The sequence below is a fragment of the Thalassospira profundimaris genome (assembly GCF_003326755.1).
In the GTDB taxonomy this organism is placed as follows: domain Bacteria; phylum Pseudomonadota; class Alphaproteobacteria; order Rhodospirillales; family Thalassospiraceae; genus Thalassospira; species Thalassospira profundimaris_B.
This window is the reverse complement of the sequence record NZ_JPWH01000001.1, coordinates 284,159-308,345: the sequence shown is the minus strand read 5'-3', so window position 1 is coordinate 308,345 and position 24,187 is coordinate 284,159. Positions and strand designations below refer to the sequence as shown.

The window sequence follows — 24,187 nt, the reverse complement described above, 5'->3', positions numbered from 1 at the left end:
CGATCCAGTCAGTTTACAAGCCTCGATCACTGAAACACGTACGATCCTTAACAAGGAAAAACAAACACAAATTCGCTTTAACTGTTATTTTGATAAAAGCACAAAATGAAGCGACCGAACATCTTCCATACCGATCTTACACCGTAGATGTTCGATCAACGGATCAGCTGCTGGAACTCTTGGGGAAATAAGAATCTTGGCCTTAAGATTAAGCAATCTAGCATACCATATTAGCAAGCGAGCGCCAGTACTTGTAAGCAGAAAAATTGTTGAATTAGTTTGCGGAATGGCTACGTTTGCTATTTTAGCACGCGCATTGTCACCTGAGAATTTCGCAATCTACAGCCTGATTTTAGGCCTCATCAGCTTCGCACGACTAACATCTCTTCCCGGAATTGGCGTTGCACTCGCCCAGTCATTTGCGCGCGGCCATCGAGGTGACTTCCGTCGTGCGGTAAAATTATCAGCAAAAACATCTCTACTCGGTATGCTCGTACTGGCTATCGCAGCGTGGTGGCACATGTATACCGGGGACAAGAATATGGCTTCTGCTTTTTTAGCTGCAAGTATTGGCTTTCCGCTATATTCCGGTTTTCTCTACTGGCGCAATACTCTTTTTGGCGACGAGAAATTTTGGCGATTGCTATTTTTCGATAGCGCCTCTTTTACTCTACGCTCTGTCGCGGTTTCAATATGCGCCCTTACTTTTCCTCAGTATATATTCCTAGTTATTCTTCTTGCTCTTCTCATGCCCGCATTAGTAAACATTCTTGCAACATTTTGGCAAGCGCACCAGATTCCGATATCTGCATCACGAGAACCAAATGCACTTCGTTATGGGATCAAGGTGAGCATGTATGAAATCCCTTCTCTGGCAGTTCAACAGCTCGACCGGATTGCGCTTTTTTACTTTATTAGCCCAGAGGCTCTGGCAGTTTACAGCGTAGCTGTACGTATTCCTCAATTATTGCAAGCCATGATCGGCGAGGCGATCGCTGTTCTTGGACCAGTATTTGCGCGCCAAGAAAGTTATGACAGATCTTTGCATCGATTTACGTTTCTAATTACCGCAATCTTTCTTACTGCCTGTTTATTATTTTCGTTTATAGCCATACCATACATTTTGCCACTTCTCTCAGGCCCCAAATACGATGACTCTATTTTATACGCACAAATATTAACAACAGGAATTGCTATTGGGACAATCGGCCAAATCTACTTTCGCTATGTAAAGTCAAAACTGGACAGCAAGGCATTCCTACAGATTACGCTGACCCAAGCAGCTATCGATGGACCAACCATACTTTTACTGACGTTTTATTTTGGCATAAAAGGAGCTGTTGCTGCTTTCATCCTGAAAGGTGTGACCATCAGCTTAATCACTGCCTTTATAGTTTACCGTAAATACCATCAAAAATCAGCACCCATCTGCAACGAAGACCAATGACGGAAAATTTATTCCTGTCACCGACCAGGGAGCAATGACACATAACTGATTTTGGTTGTTCCAATCCTGCTCTCCGTGCATAAAGAACCACGAGACTACGGCCACTGAATACCTAACTTTTAGGAAAAATTAATTTATTATCATAAACTTGAGAACGTCAATATTGAACCTCTAACATTGGCCCTTTTCCATAACCAACTGAAGCACAGATCTACCGGCCCTCTTCAGAAGCATAAGACACACAAAGAACCAGTTCCTCAACTTAAAAGAACTTTCGTAGACAAGACAAAATGTTTACCGTCCAGGATGATCTGATACGCTGCGCACCAGTTACTCATTTTTATTAAAGCTTCACCCAGGTAAAATACGTCGATGACACTTTCAACGCCAATGGTAACAGCCGCGATCTGCAGTTTTAATGCAGCGCAAACCATTACTTCAGCGCTCAGTTCAGCAGCCTCGCAGGACTGGCCAGCCTTGGAAGTGCTTGTAATTGATGACGCATCAACTGACGACACCCTTAGTGCGATAGAAGAATTCATTCAGAACAACAAAAAAAACCCGCCAATTCGCGTCTTACAAAACCAAGAGAATCTTGGCGTGGCATCTTGTCGCAATCGCCTTATAGATGCTGCTAACGGCGAATTTATTGCATTCTTCGACGATGACGACATTAGTCAGCCACAACGTATTTCAATACAGATGGCGAGACTCGCAGAAGCAGAAGCTTTTATCGGCAAAGACTTGGCAATTTGTCATTCTGCACGCCAACAGATTTATCCCAATGGGGTGATACACTATGAGCAAACAATGGGCGGACAGACTGGCGAAATACCTTCAGGTGATGCTGTCGTTGAACGAATTCTTCTTGGCCGCGTAACGCCCAATGTCATTGGCTCGTGCGCAACATGCTCACAATTAGGACGCAAGACGGTTTATCAGCGACTGGGGTGCTTCGACGAAAAACTACGCCGAGCCGAGGATACTGACTTTGCAATCCGACTTGCGTTGGCAGGGGGCGCTTTTGCAGGTGTAGACGAAGCATTAGTGCAACAGTTAATAACTCCTGGCACTGAAAAGCGCCTGGAAGCCGAACATGAAGCCTATGTTGCACTGCTACACAAACACCGCGAATTTCTTGCTCTTCACGGCTGGCTAGGGTTCTTTGAACTATGGCAAGATGCTCGCTTACTTCATCTAAAAGGTCAGAAGGCCGCCCTATTGAGAAAACTCGCTTTAATCGGTATTCGATACCCATTAAAAACGGTACAAAAATTACTTTGGTCCCTGCCAGCCTCCAAAACCCGACGGCAACAGAAACGTTGGCACAATGCGCATAATATAGCGGAATCGCCATGACACCCCAGCCAGTTCCTCTGATTACCATCGGAATGACATGCTTCAATGCAGCGAAAACAATAGATCGCGCCTTAGACAGTGCATTAAATCAAGACTGGGAAAACTTTGAGGTTTTAGTAGTCGATGATTTTTCTCATGATGGCAGTCAAAAGATACTGCGACAAAGGGCAGCACAAGATTATCGGCTTCGAATAATAGAACATCCTGAAAACAAAGGATGTGCCGCGGCACGCAACACACTTCTTAACGAATCAAAAGGCGATTTTATCGCCTTTTTCGACGACGATGACGTCAGTCGGAAAGACCGGCTTCGCCTCCAATATACGCGAATCATTACATACGAGCAGACCATAGAAACAGACTTGATCGCCTGCTATGCTTCTGGTCAAAGAATTTACGACAATGGCTATGAAATGCCTATCAAAGCTATTGGATCAAGAGGGCCGGGACCGGTTGGAACAGAGTTGGCCGACTATTTATTATGTGCACGCTATCGTAGCGGCATTTTTTATGGCGGAGGTACTCCGACCTGCTCCCTGATGGCCCGCAAAACGATCTTCCAAAAGGTCGGAAAATTTGACGAAAACATGCGCCGGCAGGAAGATGCCGATTTTGCTATCAGGCTTGCTCTTTGCGGAGGTCACTTCATAGGCGTCTCTGAAAATGTATTAACACAATATGCGTCCCAAGGTTCAGACAAAACTGCACGACACGAACACGAGAGCTTTCTGTACCTCCTGGAAAAGAATAAAAAATACTTGCTAAAAAATCGAGATTATACCTACATGCGGCGCTGGGCAGAGCTTCGCTTTAGACATTTCAGCGGTCGGCCCGCAGCCGCAGCAAGTATTCTAATTCAATTACTCTTTACACATCCGCTCCGTACCATGCGTCACTTCTCCCGAACGGCGCTAGCTCGTTTTATTCACGAACATCGAATGAAAGCGTGAAAAATGTCTATCTCTGTTTTATTCGTCTGCCGTAATTTTCATCGTATGGCTGGCGGCGTTGAACGCATGGCAACGGCGATGATGAACGAGATGGTCAAACGGGGCTTCAAAGTAGGTCTGCTCACTTGGGATGAGAAAAACGCTGAAGCACATTACGATCTGGCCCCCCAAATTGAATGGATGCAACTGGATATGGGCCATCCTGACAAAGCAGCAGGGTGGCGCTTACGTTTGCGCCGGCAAATCCGTATTCGGAGCTTAATCAAAAACTTCAAACCTGATGTAACCATTGCTTTTCAAGTCGGGGCCTTCATCGCCACAAAAACTGCATTGCTGGGAACGAAAATCCCAATCATTGCAGCAGAACGTAACTCTCCAGACTTATTTGACCACATTCAACATGGCAAACGGCTTCGCCGCAGGTCGAATTTATTTTTGGCAACATCAGACTGCATTACGGTACAACTAGAAAGCTACCGTATGAAATACCCAGCATTCTTGCGCAAACGTATCGTCTCTATTCCAAATCCGGTATGGCAGCCCTTAAAGTCACCCCATATCAATAGTCAGGCTGCACCCAAACAGCTAATCCTTAGCATGGGACGATTGTCTTACCAAAAAAACCAAACCTTCCTGCTCCGCGCATTTGCATTGATAGCTAACAAAAACCCCGATTGGACGCTGGCTCTGGTGGGCGACGGCGAAGCAGCTTCGGAATTACGTAAACTTGCAGATGAACTTAAACTAACAGATCAAGTAATCTTCGCTGGCTCGGTGAAAAACGTATCAGATTGGTACGAAAAAAGTGCTTTTCTGGCTTTCCCATCTCTGTGGGAGGGCTTCCCAAATGCGCTGGTTGAGGCCCTGAGCCATGGAATTCCTGCAATTGGATTACAATCTACATCTGGCGTCAATGAACTGCTTCAAGATGGCTATAATGGTTTACTCGTTACATCTACAGAGGCAGCTTTCGCAGACGCAATGCAGCGCATGATTGTCTCTCCTGATATGCTCCAAGACATGGGAAAGATGGCTATTGAATCTGTGAAAAACTACGAAGCCTCTCATATATTTGATAGATGGCAGAAGCTTTTCACAGATTTGGCAAAAAGGCCTAAGTGATGAAAATAATGATGGTGATAAAGGGCCTCCATCAAGCAGTTGGAGGCGCAGAAAATGTTTTCTGTGAAATTGCCACATATCTTAATAGTAAACACACGGTAATATCATTAACTTCTGACGCTATTGGACAGGAACCATTTTACCCCTTCCCACCAAAAATTGAACGCATTAGCATGGGTATAGGAGACCCACACGAACCTTCCAATGCAATAGTTCTAATACGCCGCACAATAGAATTAAGAAAAAAAATAATTCAATACAAACCTGATGTAGTTCTTGCTTTTATGCATAGCAGCTTTATACCTGTTTCTTTGGCTTTAGTCGGTAGCGGAATACCCGTCATTGCCTGCGAACATACAAGCATTGAACATTATAAAAACCGACCAATTGAAAGACTTCTTTATTGGATAGCACTTCCTTTTTTGCGCCACATAACCATTCCTATGGAATCTGTTCGCGCAGAATACCCTGCATCTATAAGAAAAAAAATGACTGTTATATCCAATCCAGTTAATACAAAATCTCAGTCATTTGTTCCTTTTTTCCAACGAAAAAAAAGAATTATATCTATCGGTCGATTTGACGAATCAAAAGGCCATCAAGTACTTTTGGAAGCTTTTGCAAGTATAGCAGACGAAAACCCTCAGTGGGATCTAAGGATTTTAGGTGATGGACCTCTTCGTCCTCGCCTACTTCATCGAGTCAAAGAGCTGAAACTCGAATCACGAGTGGCAATGCCTGGCATAACTCATCCTGTAGAACCCGAGCTTCAAAAGGCTCAAATTTTTGCCCTAGCTTCACGTTACGAAAGTTTTGGAATCGTATTGGTCGAAGCCATGTCCGCGGGAATACCCTGTGTAGCCTTCGCCGATTGCCCTGGAGTTAACAGCCTTATTCAAAATAGTAAAACCGGTCTTCTTGCATCTGGCCCTATGACTCCAGAAACACTAGCAGCAAGCTTAAGAAATTTAATAAAAAACGATGAATTTAGGAAAAAACTAGGCGAATCAGCAAAAGATGATGTTTTGGAAAAATTCAACATAAAGACAATAGGCGCTCGATTGGAAAAATTAATATATGAATCGACGAGAAAAGAGAAATAAAAAACCTCGCAAAACTAATTTCGCCATAATTTTCACGATACAATATTTTTAATTATACTTAAAATAAGATTCCTTAATGACACATACCAGCATCAGGCGACAGGTTAAGGAATATCCCATTTTTTAAGATCATTAATATCTTAAAACCCAACCTTAAAACACCCTAGCAGATCTCCCCAACAAAAATCGTCCAAATAAATCTCTAACTCACTAGAAATCATCCATGTGCGCTTTATATTCGCTTTCTGGCCGAGTTATAAGCTTAAGGAAGATGCACTTAAAGGCGTATTTTAATTTTATGCCAGCATGCACTCGATAAGAAAAATAGAAAATACCCCTCTTTCGAAAGGTATAGACCAAGCTTTGACCTAAAAACTGCTCTACCATGCGTCGCACCAACATCGCTATTTGGGCGATTTTCATCAATGAAATCAGTTGGTTTTTCGGAGATGTGCATGGGGAAAATGGCGCACCCGACAGGATTCGAACCTGTGGCCTTTGCCTTCGGAGGGCAACGCTCTATCCAGCTGAGCTACGGGTGCGCAGGGCATTGGTGAAAGCTCACCAAGCGGTTTGGGTGATACAGGTTTTGCGCCGTGCGGGCAAGGGTTTTTGACAGGTTTTCGCACAATAACCCGTCAAGGACGATCCACCGCACAGATTATCAAAAGTCAGAAGCCCGCCCTGGCCTCATGCCAGGCAATCAACCTCTCCTGATCCGCAGCACAAGCACACATAGTGACACGGCGAAAACCGGGGGTGTCGACTTTTGACCATAGCAGAACTGCAATGGAACGACATTGTACGGAAAGCTCGGCACAACACATCATTATCGTCACGCCGACGCCGGCTCAATACCCGCTAAGCCGCGACATCATATCATCACATCAGCTTTCAACATCCCGCCGTTCATAAGGATCGCGCACCACCCAGGTGCCGTTCCATTCACGGTCCTGTTCACGGCGACGCAGGCGTTCCATGCGATTGATCATCAACTGGGCGGCAAAGTCACCATTGTTGAAATCCAGCACCTTTTCAAACAGCGGCGTCGCCTCCTCAAAGGCCCCCTCGCGATAAAAACCCATCGCCGTTTCATAATCCTTGCGCCATTCCCGGCGTTCGTCACTTAGCTGCCCGTTTTCAGCCAGCACCTCGTAAAGATAAACCACCTTTTCCGTGCCCAGCAGCACCACATGGTCCAGATCGCGCATTTCGACATCCGATGACGCCAGGCTGGCCGTCTCGTTCGAGGCCAGAATGCGTGTGCCATAAATGCGGTTGGCCTTTTCAAGCCGGTGGGCATAGTTCACGCAATCGCCGACCACCGTATAAGCCCGCGATTTATCAGTCCCGATCGAGCCGACAACCACCTCTCCCGTGGCAATGCCAATACGAATATCAAGGCCATGATCGCCAATCAAATCGGCATATTTGGTTTTAAGCGCGTTAAAGCGCGCCATCTGCTCCAGTGCCGCCTTGCAGGCGTGCATCGCGTGGCTTTTTTCATTGCAAAAAGGCGGGCCCCAAAAGCCCATCACCCGGTCGCCGATAAAATTGTCGATAATGCCACTATGGCCGGAAATCGGCTCTGTCATCGCGGTCAGATAGTCATTCAGAAAATCCACCAGTTTTTCCGGCGCGGTATGTTCCGCCAGCCAGTCAAAGCCGGTAAGGTTAACCACACTGACCGTCATCACCCGCTTTTGCGAGGTTTCAAGCGCGGTTTCCTGCGACAGCAGATTGTTCAGAACCTTGGGATCCACATATTTGCCAAACCGTTCGCGCATGCGAAAGCGCACCCGCAACTCGCGCGTCATGCGGTTAAAGGCATTGGCCAGCGCGGAAAAATCGCCCTGCCCCTTGAAATCCAGGCTGGTATCAAGCTGGCCAGACTGCACATTGTTGATTGCCTTGGTGGTGTCATTCACCGTGCGGGCCACACCAATGCCAAGGTAATAGGCAATGCCAAGCCCCGCCACCGCCGCAATCAGCATCATGATGAATTCCGCCTGGATCAGGAAATCCTCGCGCATCGAAACGGCCTCAACCGTCTCGGCAACATAGCGTTCAAGGCGCAAAATCTCGCTGCGCAAATTCAGAACAATGTTGCGGTGAATACCGCGCACGACATTTTCCTGGCGCTGGGCGGTGGCAATATTGCCTTCATGCACCGCATCCAGCAGCTTTTCCATCCCGATATTGAACTGGGACGAAATATCGGCAAATTCGCGCATCCGCACATCAAGATTAAGCAAAACACCCTGGTCAAAATGCGAACTGGCCTGCGCCCGCCCCAGTGCGGCCGAGGTAAAAGCCTTGCGAAAGGCCTGTTCAATCTGGGTTTGCTTGGCCTTGATCTCAATCTCGAGGCCACTGAGCAAAGAGGCATCAGCACCCTCGCTTTCCACCACCCGCATATAGCGGTCCAGCAGGGCAATCTGTTCAAGCTGGCGGGCGCGCACATCGGAAAGGGCATCCTTTACCGGCGTTACATAGCGCGACACCGCCTCAAGATCCCCATTAATGCCCAGCGACTGAATAACGGAGAAACCGGTTCCAATGGTCAGGCAAACGACAAAAAACGCCGCGACCCCCACAAACTTTGCTCGAACGGTCCGCAGCATACCGGCCCTGATCCTTCCGCAATGGACTGACCCATCACAACCGCATCCCAAAATGCCGCCCAATGGCCTGTCAGCCCTTATTTTTCAAACGCTTCAAAATGTTACCTGATCATGGCTCTGCGGTCAAAAAGCAATCCGTTACCGGCAATCAGCCGGTTTTGAATCCGTGCCACCTTTTACCCACGCCGCCATATCGGCAATCACACGGGGCCCGTTCAAATCGCGCAGCAGCATGTGATATCCCTTGTCATACACACAAATTGTTGCCGATCCCTTATCAACGTCACCATCTTTGTCATGTTCCGCAACATCACGGGCAAAGGCCGCCATCACGTCCGGCGGAATAACCTGGTCATGCCGCCCCATCATGATCAATGCAGGCACCTGCACGTCGCTGGCACGTTTGCGGGCCTCATCCATCAAATTGGCAAGCCCGGCCACCATATCAACCCTGACCGACGATAACATATTCGGATCACGGGCCAGTCGGCGCAACATTTCAATATTATCCGACGGCCAAATATCCAGCCCCCGGCCCGATACCGGCAACCACGGCAAACTGTACGACAAAACCGACAGGGGCAGCGTCTGATACCACGGCATGTCGTCACGGTCCCACACCGCAGGCGACACCAGAATCACCCCATCCATCAAATAAGGGCGCGTTGCCGCCGTTACCGTTGCCACCGCCGCACCCATCGAAACCCCGGCCAGATACACCGGTCGCCCCGGATATTTGTGGTGCAACAGCCCCAGCGCGTCGCTGGCATCCTGCACCAATGTTGCCGTTCCCGGCCAAAAACCACGGGTGGGCGAACGGCCAAAACCACGCTGGTCATAGGCATAAACCGCAATACCGTGCTGGCGCAAAATCTGCCCGGCTTCATCCAGGCCATTGGCATAATCGCCAAAGCCATGCAACGCCAGGATCACCGCCCTGGGTTCGGCCTGCCGACGATCCTCTGTTGCCTTGCCAGGCAGCCAGCGTTGCAGGGCCAGCAAGGTACCATCGGCGGTCTGATAATCTTTATTCGTGCTGTTCAGAAGATGTCCAGATGTCTTCACGTCACCAGACGCATCCGAAACACCCGAAGACGCAACAAACGAAACCGTTGCCACCGGGTCATCCGCCGCCTCAAGGGTCGGCGCACAGGCGGCGACCAGCAACCCAACTGGCAGAATCGCAAACCGCACCAAATACTGACCTATGCCGTTTCGCCGCTGGCATCGCAGATTTCGTTTCCAGCCCACCTGCCTGTTCTCCTGCTACCGGTTTTAGGGGCTTTATTTCCAATCCCGGATCATAACCACCGTAAAATATCCGGCAAAACAAAACTCCCGGCAGGGAAACAGTTCCCGCCGGGAGGGATGCACAACATCAATATGTCCGTTTTTTACAAACGCATCTCACCGTATCAGGCCGCCTGACCGGACGTGCCTTCAGCCAGTGATTTGTTGTTCTCGCGCGTCAGCATCAGGAAAATATCTTCCAGATCGCCTTCATCGGTCGAAAGATCATTGATCTCAAGACCGCTGGTCTGAATGGCATGCAAAATATCGGACATGCTGTTTTCACTGGGGCGATAATGCAGGGCAATCTGGTTTTCACCTTTCTGCTCCGCCCCCCACGGGGCCAGAGCATCGGGCACCGCATTCAGGGTGCCCTTCACGGTCAGCACCAGGGCCTTGTGATCAATGCGGCGCAACAGGGTTTTCTTGTCTTCATGGGCAATGACCCTGCCTTTGTTGATGATGGCAATTTCATCACACAGCTCTTCGGCCTCTTCCAGATAATGGGTCGTCAGAACAATCGTCACACCCGCCTTGTTCAGTTCCTTGACGTAAGCCCACAATTGCTGGCGCAGTTCAATATCCACCCCGGCGGTGGGTTCATCAAGCACCAGAACCGGCGGATTATGCACCATTGCCTTGCCCACCAACAGACGACGACGCATTCCGCCCGACAGCGAACGGGCATACGAATCCGCCTTGTCCAGCAGGCCAATCGCATTCAGAATTTCTTCGGTGCGCCGTTCGGATTTGGGCACGCCATACAGCCCGGCCTGCAATTCCATCGCCTGGCGCGGGGTAAAAAAGGCATCCAGGTTCAATTCCTGCGGCACGATACCAATCGAACAGCGCGCCTGGCGCATTTGATCGACAATATCATAATTCCAGATTTTGGCCGAACCGCCAGTTTTCGTCACCAAACCGGATAAAATGTTGATAAAGGTCGATTTTCCCGCCCCGTTTGGCCCCAACAGGGCAAAAAACGAGCCACGGGGAATTTTCAGCGATACATTATCAAGGGCGAGCTTTTCCCCCTGGGCACTTTTATAGATCTTGGTCAGTCCTTCAACCTCGATGGCATAATCAGGCATGGCATTCATAAATGAATGATCTCCGCTCTTTTCCACATGGCGCAATTGCGCTAAACCGATGCGGAAGTGTTGATTGAATATGCGTTATGGGTATCATCCCGGTCAAACCGGGGTCAATATCGCCGCAAACTGGGAACTTGATATATGAAGATCAGCGAAGAAATCAAAGTTGGCAGCCTGAATATCGCCTGCGATGGTGGCAAAGGCCACCTTGGTCATCCGACCGTTTATCTCAATCTTGAAGAAAAGGGCGAAGTTGTTTGCCCCTATTGCTCCAAGAAATATATCTTTGACAAAGAGCTGGCTCACGCCGACCACTAAGGTCGCCCGTCCGCAACGGGCCGGTCATCCAACCCACGCCTGACTGCGTAGACAATACGGTGTTACCTTCATTTGCCTGCCTTACCCGTCGCAGCCCTCATACTGCGGCCCAAACCGGGGACTTTCCATGACGTCTGCTCCGACTTCCGTAAACAGTTTTCGCTCCATGCCCGACCCTGACGGACATTTTGGCAACTTTGGCGGTCGCTTTGTTGCCGAAACCCTGATGCCGCTGATCCTGGAGCTGGAGCAAGCCTACAAGGATGCCAAGGAAGACCCCGAATTCCGCAAGGAAATGGATTACTTCCTGAAATATTATGTCGGGCGTCCCAACCCGCTTTATTTCGCCGAAGGCCTGACCAACCATCTGGGCGGGGCCAAAATCTATTTCAAGCGCGAAGACCTGAACCATACCGGCGCGCACAAAATCAATAACTGCATCGGGCAAATTTTGCTGGCAAAACGTATGGGCAAAACCCGCATCATCGCCGAAACCGGTGCCGGGCAGCATGGAGTGGCAACCGCCACGGTTTGCGCCCGTTTTGGCCTGCCCTGCACGATCTATATGGGTGCGAAAGACATCGAACGTCAGTCGCCCAACGTGTTCCGCATGCGTTTGCTCGGCGCCGAGGTCAAACCGGTCACATCGGGTTCCCGCTCGCTCAAGGACGCAATGAACGAAGCCCTGCGTGACTGGGTTACGAACGTTGCCGATACTTTTTACATCATCGGCACGGTTGCAGGCCCGCACCCCTACCCGGAACTGGTGCGTGATTTCCAGTGCGTGATCGGCAACGAGGCCCGCGCACAAATTTTGGACGCCGAAGGCCGCCTGCCCGATGAAGTCATTGCCGCTGTTGGTGGCGGGTCAAATGCGATGGGCCTGTTTCATCCCTTCCTGGATGACAAGGATGTTGCCATTACCGGTGTCGAGGCCGCAGGCCACGGTGTTCATACCGGCCACCATGCCGCCAGCCTGAGCGCAGGCCGCCCGGGGGTTCTGCATGGCAACCGCACCTATCTATTGATGGATGATGACGGCCAGATCAAGGAAGCCGACTCGATTTCCGCAGGGCTGGATTATCCCGGCATCGGGCCGGAACATTCCTGGCTGAAGGATATTGGCCGGGCCACCTATGTCTCAATCACGGACAAGGAAGCCCTGGATGCCTTTACTCTGTGTTCGGAAAAGGAAGGCATCATTCCCGCCCTGGAATGCAGCCATGCCATTGCGCAAATTATGAAAACCGCGCCCAAAATGAACAAAGACCAGATCATTCTGATGTGCCTGAGCGGACGCGGCGACAAGGACATCTTTACCGTGGCTGAAGCACTGGGAGTCAAACTGTGAGTGACGCAATCATCGGCGGCCAGGACCGCATCGCCAAACGGTTTGAAAAACTGCGCGCGGAAGATCGTGCCGGTCTTGTTACCTTCGTAACGGCGGGCGACCCGGACCCGGAAACATCGTTTGAAATTCTGAAATCCCTGCCCGGGGCCGGTGCCGACATCATCGAACTGGGCATGCCCTTTACCGACCCGATGGCCGATGGCCCCGCGATTCAGGAGGCCTCGAACCGCGCCCTTGCTGCGGGCATGCACATGCGCAAAACACTTTCGCTGGTACGCGGCTTTCGCGATCAGGACCACGAAACCCCGATCATCCTGATGGGCTATTACAACCCCATCTTTATTTACGGGGTGAACGAGTTTCTGGAAGATGCCCGCAATGCCGGTGTCGATGGCCTGATCGTGGTGGACCTGCCGCCCGAAGAAGATGACGAATTGTGCATTCCCACCAACAATAAGGGACTGAGCTTCATTCGTCTGACCACCCCGACATCCGATGACAAACGCCTGCCCAAGCTGGTTCAGAACACCAGCGGCTTTGTTTATTATGTGTCGGTTGCCGGTGTGACCGGGGCCGGTTCGGCCACCAATGAGCAAATTGTCGAGGCCATGGCCCGCCTGCGGCGCCATACCGATTTGCCCATCGCGGTTGGTTTTGGTATCAAAACGCCTGCCCAGGCCGCCGACGTCGCGCGAGAGGCCGATGCCGCTGTTGTTGGCTCGGCGATTGTATCAAAAATCGCAGAAAGCCTTGACGAAAACGGCAAGGCCACCGATAACACCGCCCGTGTGGTCACTGGTCTGGTACGTGAACTGGCCGACGGCGTGCGCAACGCCCGCAAATAATGTTGCCCGCCGCAAGACCGATATAGGCAAAACCGAGGATCAATATCCGATATGTCGTGGCTGACTGAATTCGTCCGACCCAAAATTCAGAAACTGGTTCGCCGCAGCGATGTGCCCGAAAATCTCTGGCACAAATGCCCGTCCTGCGAACAGATGATTTTTCATCGCGATCTCGCGAAGAACAACCATGTCTGTCAGCATTGCGGCCACCATATGCGGATTTCCGCGCGCAACCGTCTGGAGCTGATGTTTGACAGCGGCAAATTCCAGACCATCGAACTGCCCTCCGTCCCGGTTGATCCGCTGCGTTTTCGCGATCAGAAAAAATATACCGACCGCCTGAAGACCGCCCAGGCCAAGGCCGACTTCAAGGATGCCCTGGCCGTTGCGCATGGCACCGTTGGCGGCCATGACACCGTTATTGCCGTATTTGACTTTTCCTTTATGGCCGGGTCAATGGGCATGGCGGTTGGCGAAGGCATTGTTGCCGCAGCCGAACTGGCCGTGGTGCAGGACGCCGCCCTCATTATCGTTCCGGCATCGGGCGGGGCCCGCATGCAGGAAGGTATTCTGTCGCTGATGCAAATGGCGCGCACCACCGCCGCGATTGAAAAGGTCAAGGAAAAGGGCCTGCCCTATTTCGTTCTGCTGACCGATCCGACCACCGGGGGTGTTTCGGCCTCCTTTGCCATGCTGGGCGATATTCAGGTTGCCGAACCGGGCGCACAAATCGGCTTTGCCGGGCGCCGCGTGATCGAAAACACCATTCGCGAAAAACTGCCGGATAACTTCCAGACGGCTGAATATCTGCTGGAACATGGCATGGTTGATATGGTGGTGCCGCGCAGCGAACTTAACGCAACCTTTGGTCGCCTGATCGACATGATCCGTCGTCCCAAACCCGGCGCTTCCGTGGTGCCGATCAAGAACGATAAAAAAGCCGACGACAAAAAGAAAACCACAACTGCGGAAAAAGCTGACTGAAGATGCAGGTGCCCACACCAAGAAGCAGTGCCATTCTGGGCCGGCTCGGCCTGCTTCATCCCAAGATAATTGACTTATCCCTGGGCCGTATTGCCACATTGCTGCAAAAACTGGGCAACCCGCACCTTAAACTTCCGCCTGTCATTCATATTGCCGGGACAAATGGCAAGGGATCAACCCTTGCCTATTTGCGCGCCATCTACGAGGCAGCGGGTCTTCGGGTCCATACCTCGACCTCGCCGCATCTTGTCACTTTCCATGAACGCATTGTTCTGGCAGGGCAGCAAATCAGCGAGGACGATCTCTGCGATTTGCTCGAAGAAGTCGAACGCATCAATGATGGCGCCCAAATCACCTATTTTGAAATCACCCAGGCGGCCGCTTTCCTGGCCTATTCACGGGTGGAAGCGGATGTCCTGTTGCTCGAAACCGGGCTGGGCGGGCGTTATGACGCCACCAATGTGCTGTCCAATCCGGCGCTGAGTGTCATCACCCCGATCTCGATCGACCACCAGGCTTTTCTGGGCGACACGGTGGAAAAAATCGCCTTCCAAAAGGCCGGCATCATGAAAACGGGCATTCCCTGTGTTGTTGCCCCGCAAATGCTGCCCGCCTTTGATGTGCTGGTACGTCACGCCAGCAAAATTGATACCCCCCTCGTCACCAATTTCGCCATCACCGCCGAAGATGACGACGGTTTTGACATTCATATTAATGACGAAGCCCTGCGCCTGCCCGCCCCGGCCCTGCCGGGCCGCCACCAATATGTCAATGCGATGGTCGCCACCGTTGCCGTGCGCACAGCCGGTATCAAGGCGGCAAATGGCAATGATATTGATACCGAAACGATTTCTGCGGGCCTCAAAAGCGCCCGCTGGCCCGCCCGCCTTCAGCGCCTTGAACAGGGCCCGCTGATCGACCTTCTGCCCGAAGAAGCGGAACTCTATGTCGATGGCGGCCACAATATTGCTGCCGCCGATGTTATTGCCAAATGGCTGGAACGTACACCCGCCAGAGGGGATACGGTGGTCGTCATGGGTATGCTTAACAACCGCGACCCATTGGCCTTTTTACGTCCGCTTGCGCCTTTTGTTTCCGGTCTGGCGGCTGTGGATATTCCCGGTGAACATCAGGCCCATGTGCCGCAAACCCTGGCAGATGCCGCCACCGCACTCAACATTCCCGCCACGGCCTGTTCGGGGACAACCCACGCCATCGAAACCCTGTGCCATACCCATCCGCAGGCTCGCCGGTTTCTGATTTTGGGGTCTCTCTATCTGGCAGGGCTTGTTCTGGCGGAAAACGCCTGAAAGTCAGCTTTTTCCAACAATCCTGTTTATGGCAACCCTGATTTGCAAAAATAAATTTCCGGGGAATTTTTTATAAATCCCCCTGCTTTGCTGCGCTTAAAACACACCCTTTCATTATATTAATTTCAAATTTAACAAGAAAATAATAGCGGTTTAATTTTACATTTAAAAACCGTCATTTCATCGATAAACCTCTAGGCACGCCAAAATTAAATCCGGACATATGGTCAAGGGCCGGCCTTGTGGCCTTGGCCGAACGACCTGATAGAGAGGTGCCAAGAGATGAACAAACTATCCTTTCAGTCAAAGATAAATGACGACCCTGCAATTGATGTTCGCGCCCTGCGTCACAAGCTCTCTGATGACCTTGATCCCATCCTGAAAGCAGCTTTTGATAACGTTTCCGAATCTGTTCTGCCCAAAGGAACGGAAAACGCAGACCAACTGGTCGCCAATCAGGTTCGCACCTGGATCCACGCTCTTGAACCGTCGTCCGATATGCCGAAAAACACCGGACAACTGGGGCAACTTTATTATCAACTCGATTTTGACAGCCGCGATATTTCCCGGCTTTATCACCGCGCCTTTACCCTGTTGGCAAACGATCTGTCGCACCATTGCCGCTGGAAACACGCTCATCTTGAAACCCTGACCCAAAACCTCAATCACGTCATGACCCTGTCCCTTGAAGAAACCCTGCGGGATTTTTTCAAGGTGTCTTGTGACCAGGCCATCCGGGATGCCGGAAATCGTTTTGCCGATCAAATGCTCGACAACAATGTCGATTTATCAATGTCGATCAATGAAGTTGCCAGTTCAAATGCGTCGATGATGCGCGAAATGGGTGAAGTCGAATCCCAAACCCAGTCCATTTCCACCGCTGTCGAGGAAATGGCGACCGGCATTGCCGGAATCAGCGAAAATACCGCCCAGGTTGCCCAACAGGTAGAAACGGCAAATTCGACCGCAGAAAACGGCAGCAGCATTATCAAGGACACCGCCGAAAGCATGCACCTTGTCGCCCAGGCTGTGACAGAGGCCAGCCAGCGCGTTGAATTGCTGGCCGAAACGTCCAGCCGTATTGTCGATATGATCGGCATTATCGACGACATCGCCTCGCAAACCAATTTGCTGGCATTGAACGCCACCATTGAAGCCGCGCGCGCCGGTGACGCTGGCAAGGGCTTCGCCGTTGTTGCCGGTGAAGTCAAAAACCTCTCCAGCCAGACCGCCCGGGTCACAGTCGATGTTCGCAATACCATCGAGGCACTGACCGTCGAGATCGACGGTATCGTTCAGTCGATGAACAAGGGGGCACAAGCCGTCAGTGCTGGCGAGGAATCAATGCAGGATTCGGTCAAATCCATTGAACAGATCCGCAATCTGATCAGCGATATATCGCGCCGGTCCACTGAAATTGCCGGTATCTTGCAGCAACAAAAACAGGCCTCGACCGAGGTTTCCCAACGAATCAGCAAAATTGCCGGTGAAACCGCCGATAATGTCAACGTCATCCGCACCAGTGCCAATGCCACCGATCATGTCGTTGACAAGGTTGGCGAACAAATCGCCATCCTCGCCAAATTCGATGTTCCGAACAAAAGCATCCGGATCGCCAAGTCGGACCATGTGATCTGGAAAAAACGTCTGGCCGATATGCTGATTGGTCGCGAAAGTCTGAAAGCCGACGAGCTGGCACAACACACCAGTTGTAACCTTGGCCGCTGGTATCGGAGCGAAGATGCCAGACCCCTGCGCGATACCCCGGCTTTCCGGCAGCTCGAAGAGCCCCACAAAATTGTCCATGATTGCGGAATCGAAGCCGTGCGGCTGTACAATAAAGGGGACGTCGAAGGCGCCCTTGAGCTGTATGGCAAAGTCGAAAAGGCCTCGGTCGAGGTCATTCGTCTGCTTGATGCACTGATCAAGACCAAAACAGCCGGTCAGTAACCGCAAACAGGCTGCGGAATTGACCGGCACAACATCATACACCGGTCAATTCCGTATCTATCCTGCGTCAATTCGCGTTCGCTTCAGCAATCCATCCCCTGTCCTGGCAGCAGAAATGAGGTCCAAACCCTCTTGTTTCGATACCGACATAAAATCCGTATTCTCTCCAACACCCGCCCTCAACACACGATTTTCCCCCTGCAAGCAGAGTTCGTGCAAAGCCCGTCAAGACATATGAAACACGGGTGAAAACAACGAATACCGCAAAATTTGGCGCAAAACACGACACAAGACCCGCATCAGGACGGCGCAAAACCGCAGCAAACAGATGCGATGCCATCTTAATGGGAATTTGAGAATAAATTTTTTAATATCAAATATTTAAAACATACCAACCGGTGTGAATGCTGTGTAATCCCGTCAAAAAAACCGCCCTGCAGCGCATTTATGGCAGCGTCATTCCATCCTCGTAGAACTAAATCCCGTCACCTTGCATCATAGGACGCATTTTTTCGGCTGGATAAATTCCTGTTATCGCGGCGGGCAGGGCTCGTTGCCCCTGGTCTGACAGTATCACCATTGGTGCCGCCTTCATCATCGGGCGCGGAAATATCGCGTCGGCGCACCGCCCTTTGCGAAAACCAGGTATAAATGACAACATATAAAATAAAACCCCCGACACCGATGGTCAGGGTCAGAAACTGAAGCAAGGGCAAAAAGCGGCCAAACATGCCCGCGCCGCCATAAATCATGAAAATGCAAACGGCCGCCACCGGGGCCAAAGCCATAAAAAACAAACCCCGTACCCGCGATCGGATCGGCCGATAGTGCATCAGCATCAGATAAAACAGGTGCATCAGCACCACAAAAACCAGCAGTTTGATCAGCAAAACAACCTGGTCGCCATTTGACAGGCTCTGGTTGCGTTCATAAATGCCAAAAAGCCGAAAAAGCCCGTGTAGCATCCCGCCAAACAGCGCAAGGGTTAACACTGTGCGTAAAACCGGCCCGCGTGACAGCCATTTTTCCTCGCTGCCATTGCCAAGCCGCCGGTCGTTTTTTTTCTTTTGCCCTTTTTTGCGCCCCTTGCGACGGTTTGCCAGCTTCATATTATCGTGAATTTCGCGCGAAAAACCCGCCGCCTCGACTCCTTTTCCAAAAGGCCGATAAACGGGTTTTTCTCCCCGTTTACTTACGTTTTTTTCGTTGCGCCGCGTCACCTGGCCCTGTCCCTCGCACTTTGGGGCGACCTCCAAAAGAAGCCTTTGGTTGCAAACCATATCAACACAAACACGATATTGTCAGCACAAAGCACGGATCCTGACAAATCAGCCTTGCCCTACTCGACTTCTCGCACCTTATGCGGCATTCTGCGCCCATTCAATTCATCGAGAAAAACGAGCATCCATCGTATGACCGATACTGCCCAGCCCCCCCGCCGCGTCGTCCTGGTTGACGGGTCCGGCTTTATTTTCCGTGCGTTTCACGCCCTGCCCCCCATGAACAGCCCCGACGGAACCCCCGTCAATGCCGTTTATGGCTTTTGCACCATGCTGATGAAATTGCGCGAAGATACAAAACCCGACCATATGGCGGTTATTTTCGACACCAAGGGCAAATCGTTCCGCAACGACTTTTATCCCGATTACAAGGCGCACCGTCCGCCGCCCCCCGAAGAACTGGTCCCGCAATTTGGCCTGATCCGCGATGCCGTGCGTGCCTTCAACCTGCCCTCCATCGAACTTGAAGGCTATGAAGCCGACGACCTGATCGCAACCTATGCCCGCCAGGCCGCCGAACAGGGTGCCGATGTGATCATCGTGTCCTCGGACAAGGATTTGATGCAGCTTGTCACCGACCGCGTTGAAATGTTTGATGCGATGAAAAACCGCACCATTCGCGCGAGCGAGGTGATGGAAAAATTTGGTGTCGGCCCGGACAAAGTCATTGACGTACAGGCTCTGGCTGGCGACCCGGTCGATAACGTGCCCGGTGTGCCAGGCATTGGCGTTAAAACCGCCGCCCAGTTGATCACCGAATATGGCGACCTCGATTCGCTGCTGGAACGTGCGGGCGAAATCAAACAGCCCAAACGCCGCGAAAAGCTGATCGAGAATGCTGAAATGGCCCGCATTTCGCGCGATCTGGTCCGTTTGAAAACCGATGTTCCGGTCACACATCCGGTCGATGATTTTGACCTGCGCGACCCGGATGCCGATGTGTTGCTGTCTTTCATCGCCACACATGGTTTCAAATCGCTAACAGCAAAAGTAAAAGCCAAGTTTGGCGGCAATATTGACGAAACCGGCCTTGTTGAAGCCGGAACCGGTGTGAATGACGTTTCCGTCACCAAGGCGGAATATGAACTGGTGCAGGATGAAGAAAGCCTGAAAAAATGGATCGCCAAGGCCGATTATGAAGGCATTTTGGCGGTTGATACCGAAACCACGTCGCTGAATGCCCATCAGGCGCGTCTGGTTGGTATTTCCATGGCCGTTAAACCCGGCGAGGCCTGCTATATCCCGTTGACGCATGGCATGGGTGACGAAGAAACCGAACCCAAGGCGGCCCAGGGCGGGTTTGATTTTGGCAGCGACACTGCCGATGACACAGCAAAGGCCGACATCCCCCAACAGATCCCGCTTAACCGCGCCATCGAACTGCTGAAACCCCTGCTGGAGGATCGCGGTGTCCTCAAGGTCGGGCAGAATATCAAATATGATAAAATCATCTTTGCCCGGCATGGCATCGATGTGGCACCGATTGATGACACGATGGTGCTGTCCTATGTGCTCGATGGCACCAGCCACGGTCATGGCATGGATGAACTGGCCGATCTGCATCTGGGCTATAAAACCATCAAATTCGCCGATGTTGCCGGATCCGGCAAAAACCAGCTGACCTTTGATCAGGTCCCGCTGGACAAGGCGCTTGATTACGCCGCCGAGGATGCCGACATCACCCTGCGCCTGCATCGGCTGTTAAAACCGCGCATCGCCCAGGAACATATGGCCAGCGTTTATGAAACGCTGGACCGCCCCCTGGTGCCGGTTCTGGCAACAATGGAGGCTCTGGGCGTCAAGGTCGATGCAGATAAACTGCGCGAACTGTCATCGGACTTTGCCAGCCGTATGGAGGTCCTGGAAAAAAACATCCATGAAATGGCGGGCGAAACCTTTAACCTTGGCAGCCCCAAACAGCTTGGCGAAATTCTGTTTGAACGCATGAGCCTGCCGGGCGGCAAAAAAACCAAAACCGGCGCCTGGCAGACCGGGGCCGATGTGCTCGAAGGGCTGGCCGCACAGGGCCATGACCTGCCCGCCCGCATCCTGGACTGGCGCCAGCTCTCCAAACTCAAAAGCACCTATACCGATGCGCTGGCAAACCATATCAACCCGCAAACCGGGCGGGTGCACACCAGTTATGGGCAGACCAATGTCAATACCGGCCGTTTGTCCTCGAACGATCCGAACCTGCAGAACATCCCCATCCGCAGTGAAGAAGGCCGTAAAATCCGTACCGCCTTTATCGCTGATGAAGGCTGCAAACTGATTTCAGCCGACTATTCGCAAATCGAATTGCGCCTTTTGGCCCATGTCGCCGAGATTGATGCCCTGCGCACCGCCTTTAAAAATGGCGAGGATATTCATGCCTCCACCGCTTCCAAGGTGTTTGGGGTACCGATTGAAGGCATGGACCCGATGGTCCGCCGCAAGGCCAAGGCGATCAACTTTGGCATCATTTACGGCATTTCGGCTTTTGGTCTGGCCAACCAGCTTGGCATTCCGCAAAAGGAAGCCAAGGAATTCATCAACGCCTATTTTGAAATCTATCCCGGCATTCGCGATTATATGGAGCGTGCCAAGGACTTTGCCAAAACCCATGGCATGGTACGCACCCTGTTTGGCCGCAAGATTTTCATCAATGGCATCAATGATAAAAACGGCATGCGCCGCAGCTTTGGCGAACGTGCGGCCATCAACGCCCCGATCCAGGGCGGTGCGGCCGACATCATCAAACGCGCCATGATCGCGGTTCCCGATGCCCTGCAAGATGCCGGGTTGAAAACCCGCATGCTGTTGCAGGTCCACGATGAACTGATTTTTGAAGCCCCGGAAGCCGAAACCGAACAGGCGATCAAAATCATTCGCGACGTGATGGAAAACGCCGCCCATCTGAGTGTGCCGCTCATCGCTGATGCCGGCATCGGCGATAGCTGGGCCGATGCACATTAGTAAGATCAATTGGATTGCTTTGGAGTCAAATCAGGGTCGGGAATAAAACCCGACCCTGATTCCATGTTGTCCTGCTTTAGTAATTCTAATTTTGAACTAAAATAACTTTAAAAACAGCAAAAAGCACCCGCCTCAGAAGTATGGGGTCTTTAAAACTGAACGCATTCTAAAACTCCCCGTTTGGTAAAAACATTCAGGCGATGATTATTTTCCAAAATAGTCAAACACTGTCGCATGAATTGATTTATTATTGGTATAATCACTGCTACCCTAAGGTGATAGATCATCGTAAGGGAGCACACGGCGTGGCAGCCCTGGCAAAACAGCTCTGTTTTATCGCATTGCTGACCGGGTTAACGGTTGCTGTGTTATATGTGCCTGTCTACGCCGAAACGAATGGCCCGCCTTTCGGCCTGAAACACAATATCACGATCGATCTGCAAACCACCGAATGGCCGCCTTATAGCAGCGAACACCTGCCCGGTCAGGGGCTTGCCAGCATTATCGTTCGCGCAGCCTTTGCCCGCGAAAATATCTCTGTCCATATCGAATTCATGCCCTGGCAACGCAGCCTGCAAAATTTCAACACGGAGAACACCCCTGGCACCGGTCACCGGCCCGATGCCATTTTCCCGATCTATGACAATCCACAACGTCAAAAAGGGTTCTTTTTGTCACGGACCATCGTTCGCAGCCCGGTCGGATTTGTCTATTACCACGGCTCGGCATTCGACTGGCAAACTCTCGATGACCTGACCAATCTTACCATTGGTGTGGTGCGCGGATATAGCAATGGCAGCGATTTCGACCAGTATGTGCAGGATGGAAAGCTGCATATTGTTGAAACCCACGACGATACGACCCTGTTGCGGCTTCTCGCTGCCGGTCGGGTTGATGTCGTGGTTATGGATCAACTGGTCATGCGCCATATCCTTGATACCAACCCGGATTTTGACCAAACCCGGCGCTGGTTTTATTTTCATCCCAATATTCTGGAAAACAAAAGCCTTCATGTGGGGTTTCATCACACCCCCGAAGGCAAGGCGTTACGCAACGCCTTTGATCGCGGTTTAAGCGCCCTGCAATGCCCGGACAATAATTGTCCCGCCCGTCATGTTCCCCCCACGAAATTCCCGACCAATTAAAGGGATTTTCCTTTGGTCAGTGCTGCAATGAATCGGGCAAACCTTACATCGTGGCAGCAACACAGTTGCGATATCTGGTCAGATAAAGATGACAGGGCGATGAAAAAATTGCTTTCCCGCTTGAAAACCCTTGTCTGTGGCAAAATCTGATGGACACTGAACAAATGTCGAACTGAATGATGCCAGGCAATTTTGCAAACCGACAGACTTTATCGACGCCATCACGGGTCATGGGATGATGATCAAAAACGCAACGACAAATAGATGGCATCGCTGGCGTGCCGTGATCGCGGCGTTTTTTGTGCTGTATATTCCCCATAGCGTTCTTGCCGCCGACACGACATCCTCGCCCTTTGCCGGTACAACCGTGCGCCTCGCATCGCTGGACTGGCCGCCTTACACTGGCGAAAACCTGCGCGGACAGGGAAGCAGTGCCATTATTTCACGCCAGGCCTTCGCGGTGAGCAATATCGGCATGACAACGGTTTTCTATCCGTGGCGGCGCGTTCTCGACAGCCTGCATTCCGATGAAAGCCTGATCGGATATTATCCCGAATACAAATCCGCCGACCTGGAAAAACAATTCTATTTTTCCGACTCGATTGGCAACAGCGCCCTGGGGTTTGTCTCGCTGGCCGGATCGGCATTTGACTGGACGGTGCCGGATGATTTGAAAAAATGGCGGATCGGGGTAGTGGCCGGATATGTCAATGAACCGGTTTTTGACCGCATGATGAAAAATGGCGATTTAAAAACCCTGGCAGCCAATGACGATGTAACGCTCCTTCGTCTGCTGCACGCCAAACGGATTGACGCCGCCGTCATGGATGAACAGGTCCTGCATTACTGGATCAGGACCATGCCCGAATTCTCGGCTGTTTCGCAGGAATTTGTTTTTCATCCTCACCTGCTGGGCACCAAAACCCTGCATGTGGTTTTCCGCAAAACCGAACAGGGCCGCCAGTTACGCGACCTGTTCAATTACGGCCTTCAAAATCAAGGCAGCAACCTGATTTCCGCACAACAGGAAAGACTATTATCCCAATAGTCTTTCCAAGTA

The 24,187-nt window shown here is 51.4% G+C and carries 18 protein-coding genes and 1 tRNA gene; 14 read left to right on the top strand and 5 right to left on the bottom strand.

Annotation, left to right across the window (positions count from 1 at the left end):
• The first annotated feature begins 196 nt into the window (after positions 1–196).
• The 5 genes from TH25_RS01420 (at position 197) to TH25_RS01400 (ending at position 5,981) form a co-directional block, all read left to right on the top strand.
• Positions 197–1,447, top strand: a complete 1,251-nt coding sequence (locus tag TH25_RS01420; RefSeq protein WP_258548983.1) for a lipopolysaccharide biosynthesis protein — start codon at positions 197–199, stop codon at positions 1,445–1,447.
• Between the two features lie 372 nt (positions 1,448–1,819).
• Positions 1,820–2,806 carry a glycosyltransferase family 2 protein gene (locus TH25_RS01415; protein WP_114086628.1) on the top strand — a complete coding sequence of 329 codons (987 nt, stop codon included), beginning with the start codon at positions 1,820–1,822 and terminating at the stop codon, positions 2,804–2,806.
• Positions 2,803–3,756, top strand: coding sequence for a glycosyltransferase (locus TH25_RS01410; RefSeq protein ID WP_114086627.1), 954 nt, complete (start codon positions 2,803–2,805; stop codon positions 3,754–3,756). Before TH25_RS01415 ends, TH25_RS01410 begins: the two co-directional genes overlap by 4 nt.
• Positions 3,757–3,759: 3 nt before the next feature.
• On the top strand, positions 3,760–4,878 hold the full coding sequence (locus TH25_RS01405) for a glycosyltransferase family 4 protein (protein ID WP_258548982.1): 1,119 nt from the start codon (positions 3,760–3,762) through the stop codon (positions 4,876–4,878).
• On the top strand, positions 4,878–5,981 hold the full coding sequence (locus tag TH25_RS01400) for a glycosyltransferase family 4 protein (RefSeq protein ID WP_114086626.1): 1,104 nt from the start codon (positions 4,878–4,880) through the stop codon (positions 5,979–5,981). Before TH25_RS01405 ends, TH25_RS01400 begins: the two co-directional genes overlap by 1 nt.
• Before the next feature lie 465 nt (positions 5,982–6,446).
• Here TH25_RS01400 and TH25_RS01390 read toward each other — a convergent pair.
• The 4 genes from TH25_RS01390 to TH25_RS01375 all read right to left on the bottom strand — a co-directional run bounded on the left by TH25_RS01390 (position 6,447) and on the right by TH25_RS01375 (position 10,995).
• A tRNA-Arg gene (locus TH25_RS01390) sits at positions 6,447–6,523 on the bottom strand.
• A gap of 345 nt (positions 6,524–6,868) precedes the next feature.
• Entirely contained in the window at positions 6,869–8,605 is a 1,737-nt protein-coding gene (locus TH25_RS01385; protein WP_114086624.1) for an adenylate/guanylate cyclase domain-containing protein, read from the bottom strand.
• 138 nt (positions 8,606–8,743) lie between these two features.
• Positions 8,744–9,799 carry an alpha/beta hydrolase gene (locus TH25_RS01380; protein WP_258548981.1) on the bottom strand — a complete coding sequence of 352 codons (1,056 nt, stop codon included), beginning with the start codon at positions 9,797–9,799 and terminating at the stop codon, positions 8,744–8,746.
• Positions 9,800–10,020: 221 nt separating this feature from the next.
• The gene (locus tag TH25_RS01375) at positions 10,021–10,995 is read right to left on the bottom strand and encodes an ABC transporter ATP-binding protein (RefSeq protein WP_114086623.1); all 975 of its coding nucleotides are present in this window, start codon (positions 10,993–10,995) and stop codon (positions 10,021–10,023) included.
• Positions 10,996–11,130: 135 nt separating this feature from the next.
• Here TH25_RS01375 and TH25_RS01370 point away from each other — a divergent pair, with 135 nt between their 5' ends.
• The 6 genes from TH25_RS01370 (at position 11,131) to TH25_RS01345 (ending at position 17,747) form a co-directional block, all read left to right on the top strand.
• Positions 11,131–11,307 (top strand): zinc-finger domain-containing protein, encoded by a 177-nt coding sequence (locus TH25_RS01370; protein ID WP_073955172.1) that lies wholly within the window; start codon positions 11,131–11,133, stop codon positions 11,305–11,307.
• 127 nt (positions 11,308–11,434) lie between these two features.
• Positions 11,435–12,658, top strand: coding sequence for a tryptophan synthase subunit beta (trpB, locus tag TH25_RS01365; RefSeq protein ID WP_114086622.1), 1,224 nt, complete (start codon positions 11,435–11,437; stop codon positions 12,656–12,658).
• Entirely contained in the window at positions 12,655–13,503 is an 849-nt protein-coding gene (gene trpA, locus TH25_RS01360) for a tryptophan synthase subunit alpha (protein WP_114086621.1), read from the top strand. Before trpB ends, trpA begins: the two co-directional genes overlap by 4 nt.
• A gap of 51 nt (positions 13,504–13,554) precedes the next feature.
• Positions 13,555–14,487, top strand: coding sequence for an acetyl-CoA carboxylase, carboxyltransferase subunit beta (gene accD, locus TH25_RS01355; RefSeq protein WP_114086620.1), 933 nt, complete (start codon positions 13,555–13,557; stop codon positions 14,485–14,487).
• An 8-nt stretch (positions 14,488–14,495) separates the two neighbouring features.
• Positions 14,496–15,797, top strand: a complete 1,302-nt coding sequence (locus tag TH25_RS01350; protein WP_258548980.1) for a bifunctional folylpolyglutamate synthase/dihydrofolate synthase — start codon at positions 14,496–14,498, stop codon at positions 15,795–15,797.
• A 282-nt stretch (positions 15,798–16,079) separates the two neighbouring features.
• Complete coding sequence (locus tag TH25_RS01345) at positions 16,080–17,747, top strand: methyl-accepting chemotaxis protein (protein ID WP_114086618.1); 1,668 nt, start codon at positions 16,080–16,082, stop codon at positions 17,745–17,747.
• Between the two features lie 485 nt (positions 17,748–18,232).
• On the opposite strand, the gene TH25_RS01340 is transcribed toward TH25_RS01345, so the two are convergent.
• Positions 18,233–18,967, bottom strand: a complete 735-nt coding sequence (locus tag TH25_RS01340; RefSeq protein ID WP_114086617.1) for a hypothetical protein — start codon at positions 18,965–18,967, stop codon at positions 18,233–18,235.
• A 192-nt stretch (positions 18,968–19,159) separates the two neighbouring features.
• Here TH25_RS01340 and polA point away from each other — a divergent pair, with 192 nt between their 5' ends.
• The 3 genes from polA (at position 19,160) to TH25_RS01325 (ending at position 24,175) form a co-directional block, all read left to right on the top strand.
• Positions 19,160–21,982 carry a DNA polymerase I gene (gene polA / locus TH25_RS01335; protein WP_114086616.1) on the top strand — a complete coding sequence of 941 codons (2,823 nt, stop codon included), beginning with the start codon at positions 19,160–19,162 and terminating at the stop codon, positions 21,980–21,982.
• 305 nt (positions 21,983–22,287) lie between these two features.
• On the top strand, positions 22,288–23,127 hold the full coding sequence (locus TH25_RS01330; protein WP_181847308.1) for a substrate-binding periplasmic protein: 840 nt from the start codon (positions 22,288–22,290) through the stop codon (positions 23,125–23,127).
• Positions 23,128–23,362: 235 nt separating this feature from the next.
• Positions 23,363–24,175 (top strand): substrate-binding periplasmic protein, encoded by an 813-nt coding sequence (locus TH25_RS01325; RefSeq protein WP_114086614.1) that lies wholly within the window; start codon positions 23,363–23,365, stop codon positions 24,173–24,175.
• The last annotated feature ends 12 nt before the right edge of the window (positions 24,176–24,187 follow it).

What these genes read in the sequence shown, in the direction of transcription:
- TH25_RS01415 (WP_114086628.1), top strand. Translation starts at nt 1,820, where the DNA reads ATGACACTTTCAACGCCAATGGTAACAGCCGCGATCTGCAGTTTTAAT.
- TH25_RS01410 (WP_114086627.1), top strand. Translation starts at nt 2,803, where the DNA reads ATGACACCCCAGCCAGTTCCTCTGATTACCATCGGAATGACATGCTTC.
- TH25_RS01405 (WP_258548982.1), top strand. Translation starts at nt 3,760, where the DNA reads ATGTCTATCTCTGTTTTATTCGTCTGCCGTAATTTTCATCGTATGGCT.
- TH25_RS01400 (WP_114086626.1), top strand. Translation starts at nt 4,878, where the DNA reads ATGAAAATAATGATGGTGATAAAGGGCCTCCATCAAGCAGTTGGAGGC.
- TH25_RS01385 (WP_114086624.1), bottom strand. Translation starts at nt 8,605, where the DNA reads ATGCTGCGGACCGTTCGAGCAAAGTTTGTGGGGGTCGCGGCGTTTTTT.
- TH25_RS01375 (WP_114086623.1), bottom strand. Translation starts at nt 10,995, where the DNA reads ATGAATGCCATGCCTGATTATGCCATCGAGGTTGAAGGACTGACCAAG.
- TH25_RS01370 (WP_073955172.1), top strand. Translation starts at nt 11,131, where the DNA reads ATGAAGATCAGCGAAGAAATCAAAGTTGGCAGCCTGAATATCGCCTGC.
- trpB (WP_114086622.1), top strand. Translation starts at nt 11,435, where the DNA reads ATGACGTCTGCTCCGACTTCCGTAAACAGTTTTCGCTCCATGCCCGAC.
- accD (WP_114086620.1), top strand. Translation starts at nt 13,555, where the DNA reads ATGTCGTGGCTGACTGAATTCGTCCGACCCAAAATTCAGAAACTGGTT.
- TH25_RS01345 (WP_114086618.1), top strand. Translation starts at nt 16,080, where the DNA reads ATGAACAAACTATCCTTTCAGTCAAAGATAAATGACGACCCTGCAATT.
- polA (WP_114086616.1), top strand. Translation starts at nt 19,160, where the DNA reads ATGACCGATACTGCCCAGCCCCCCCGCCGCGTCGTCCTGGTTGACGGG.
- TH25_RS01325 (WP_114086614.1), top strand. Translation starts at nt 23,363, where the DNA reads ATGATGATCAAAAACGCAACGACAAATAGATGGCATCGCTGGCGTGCC.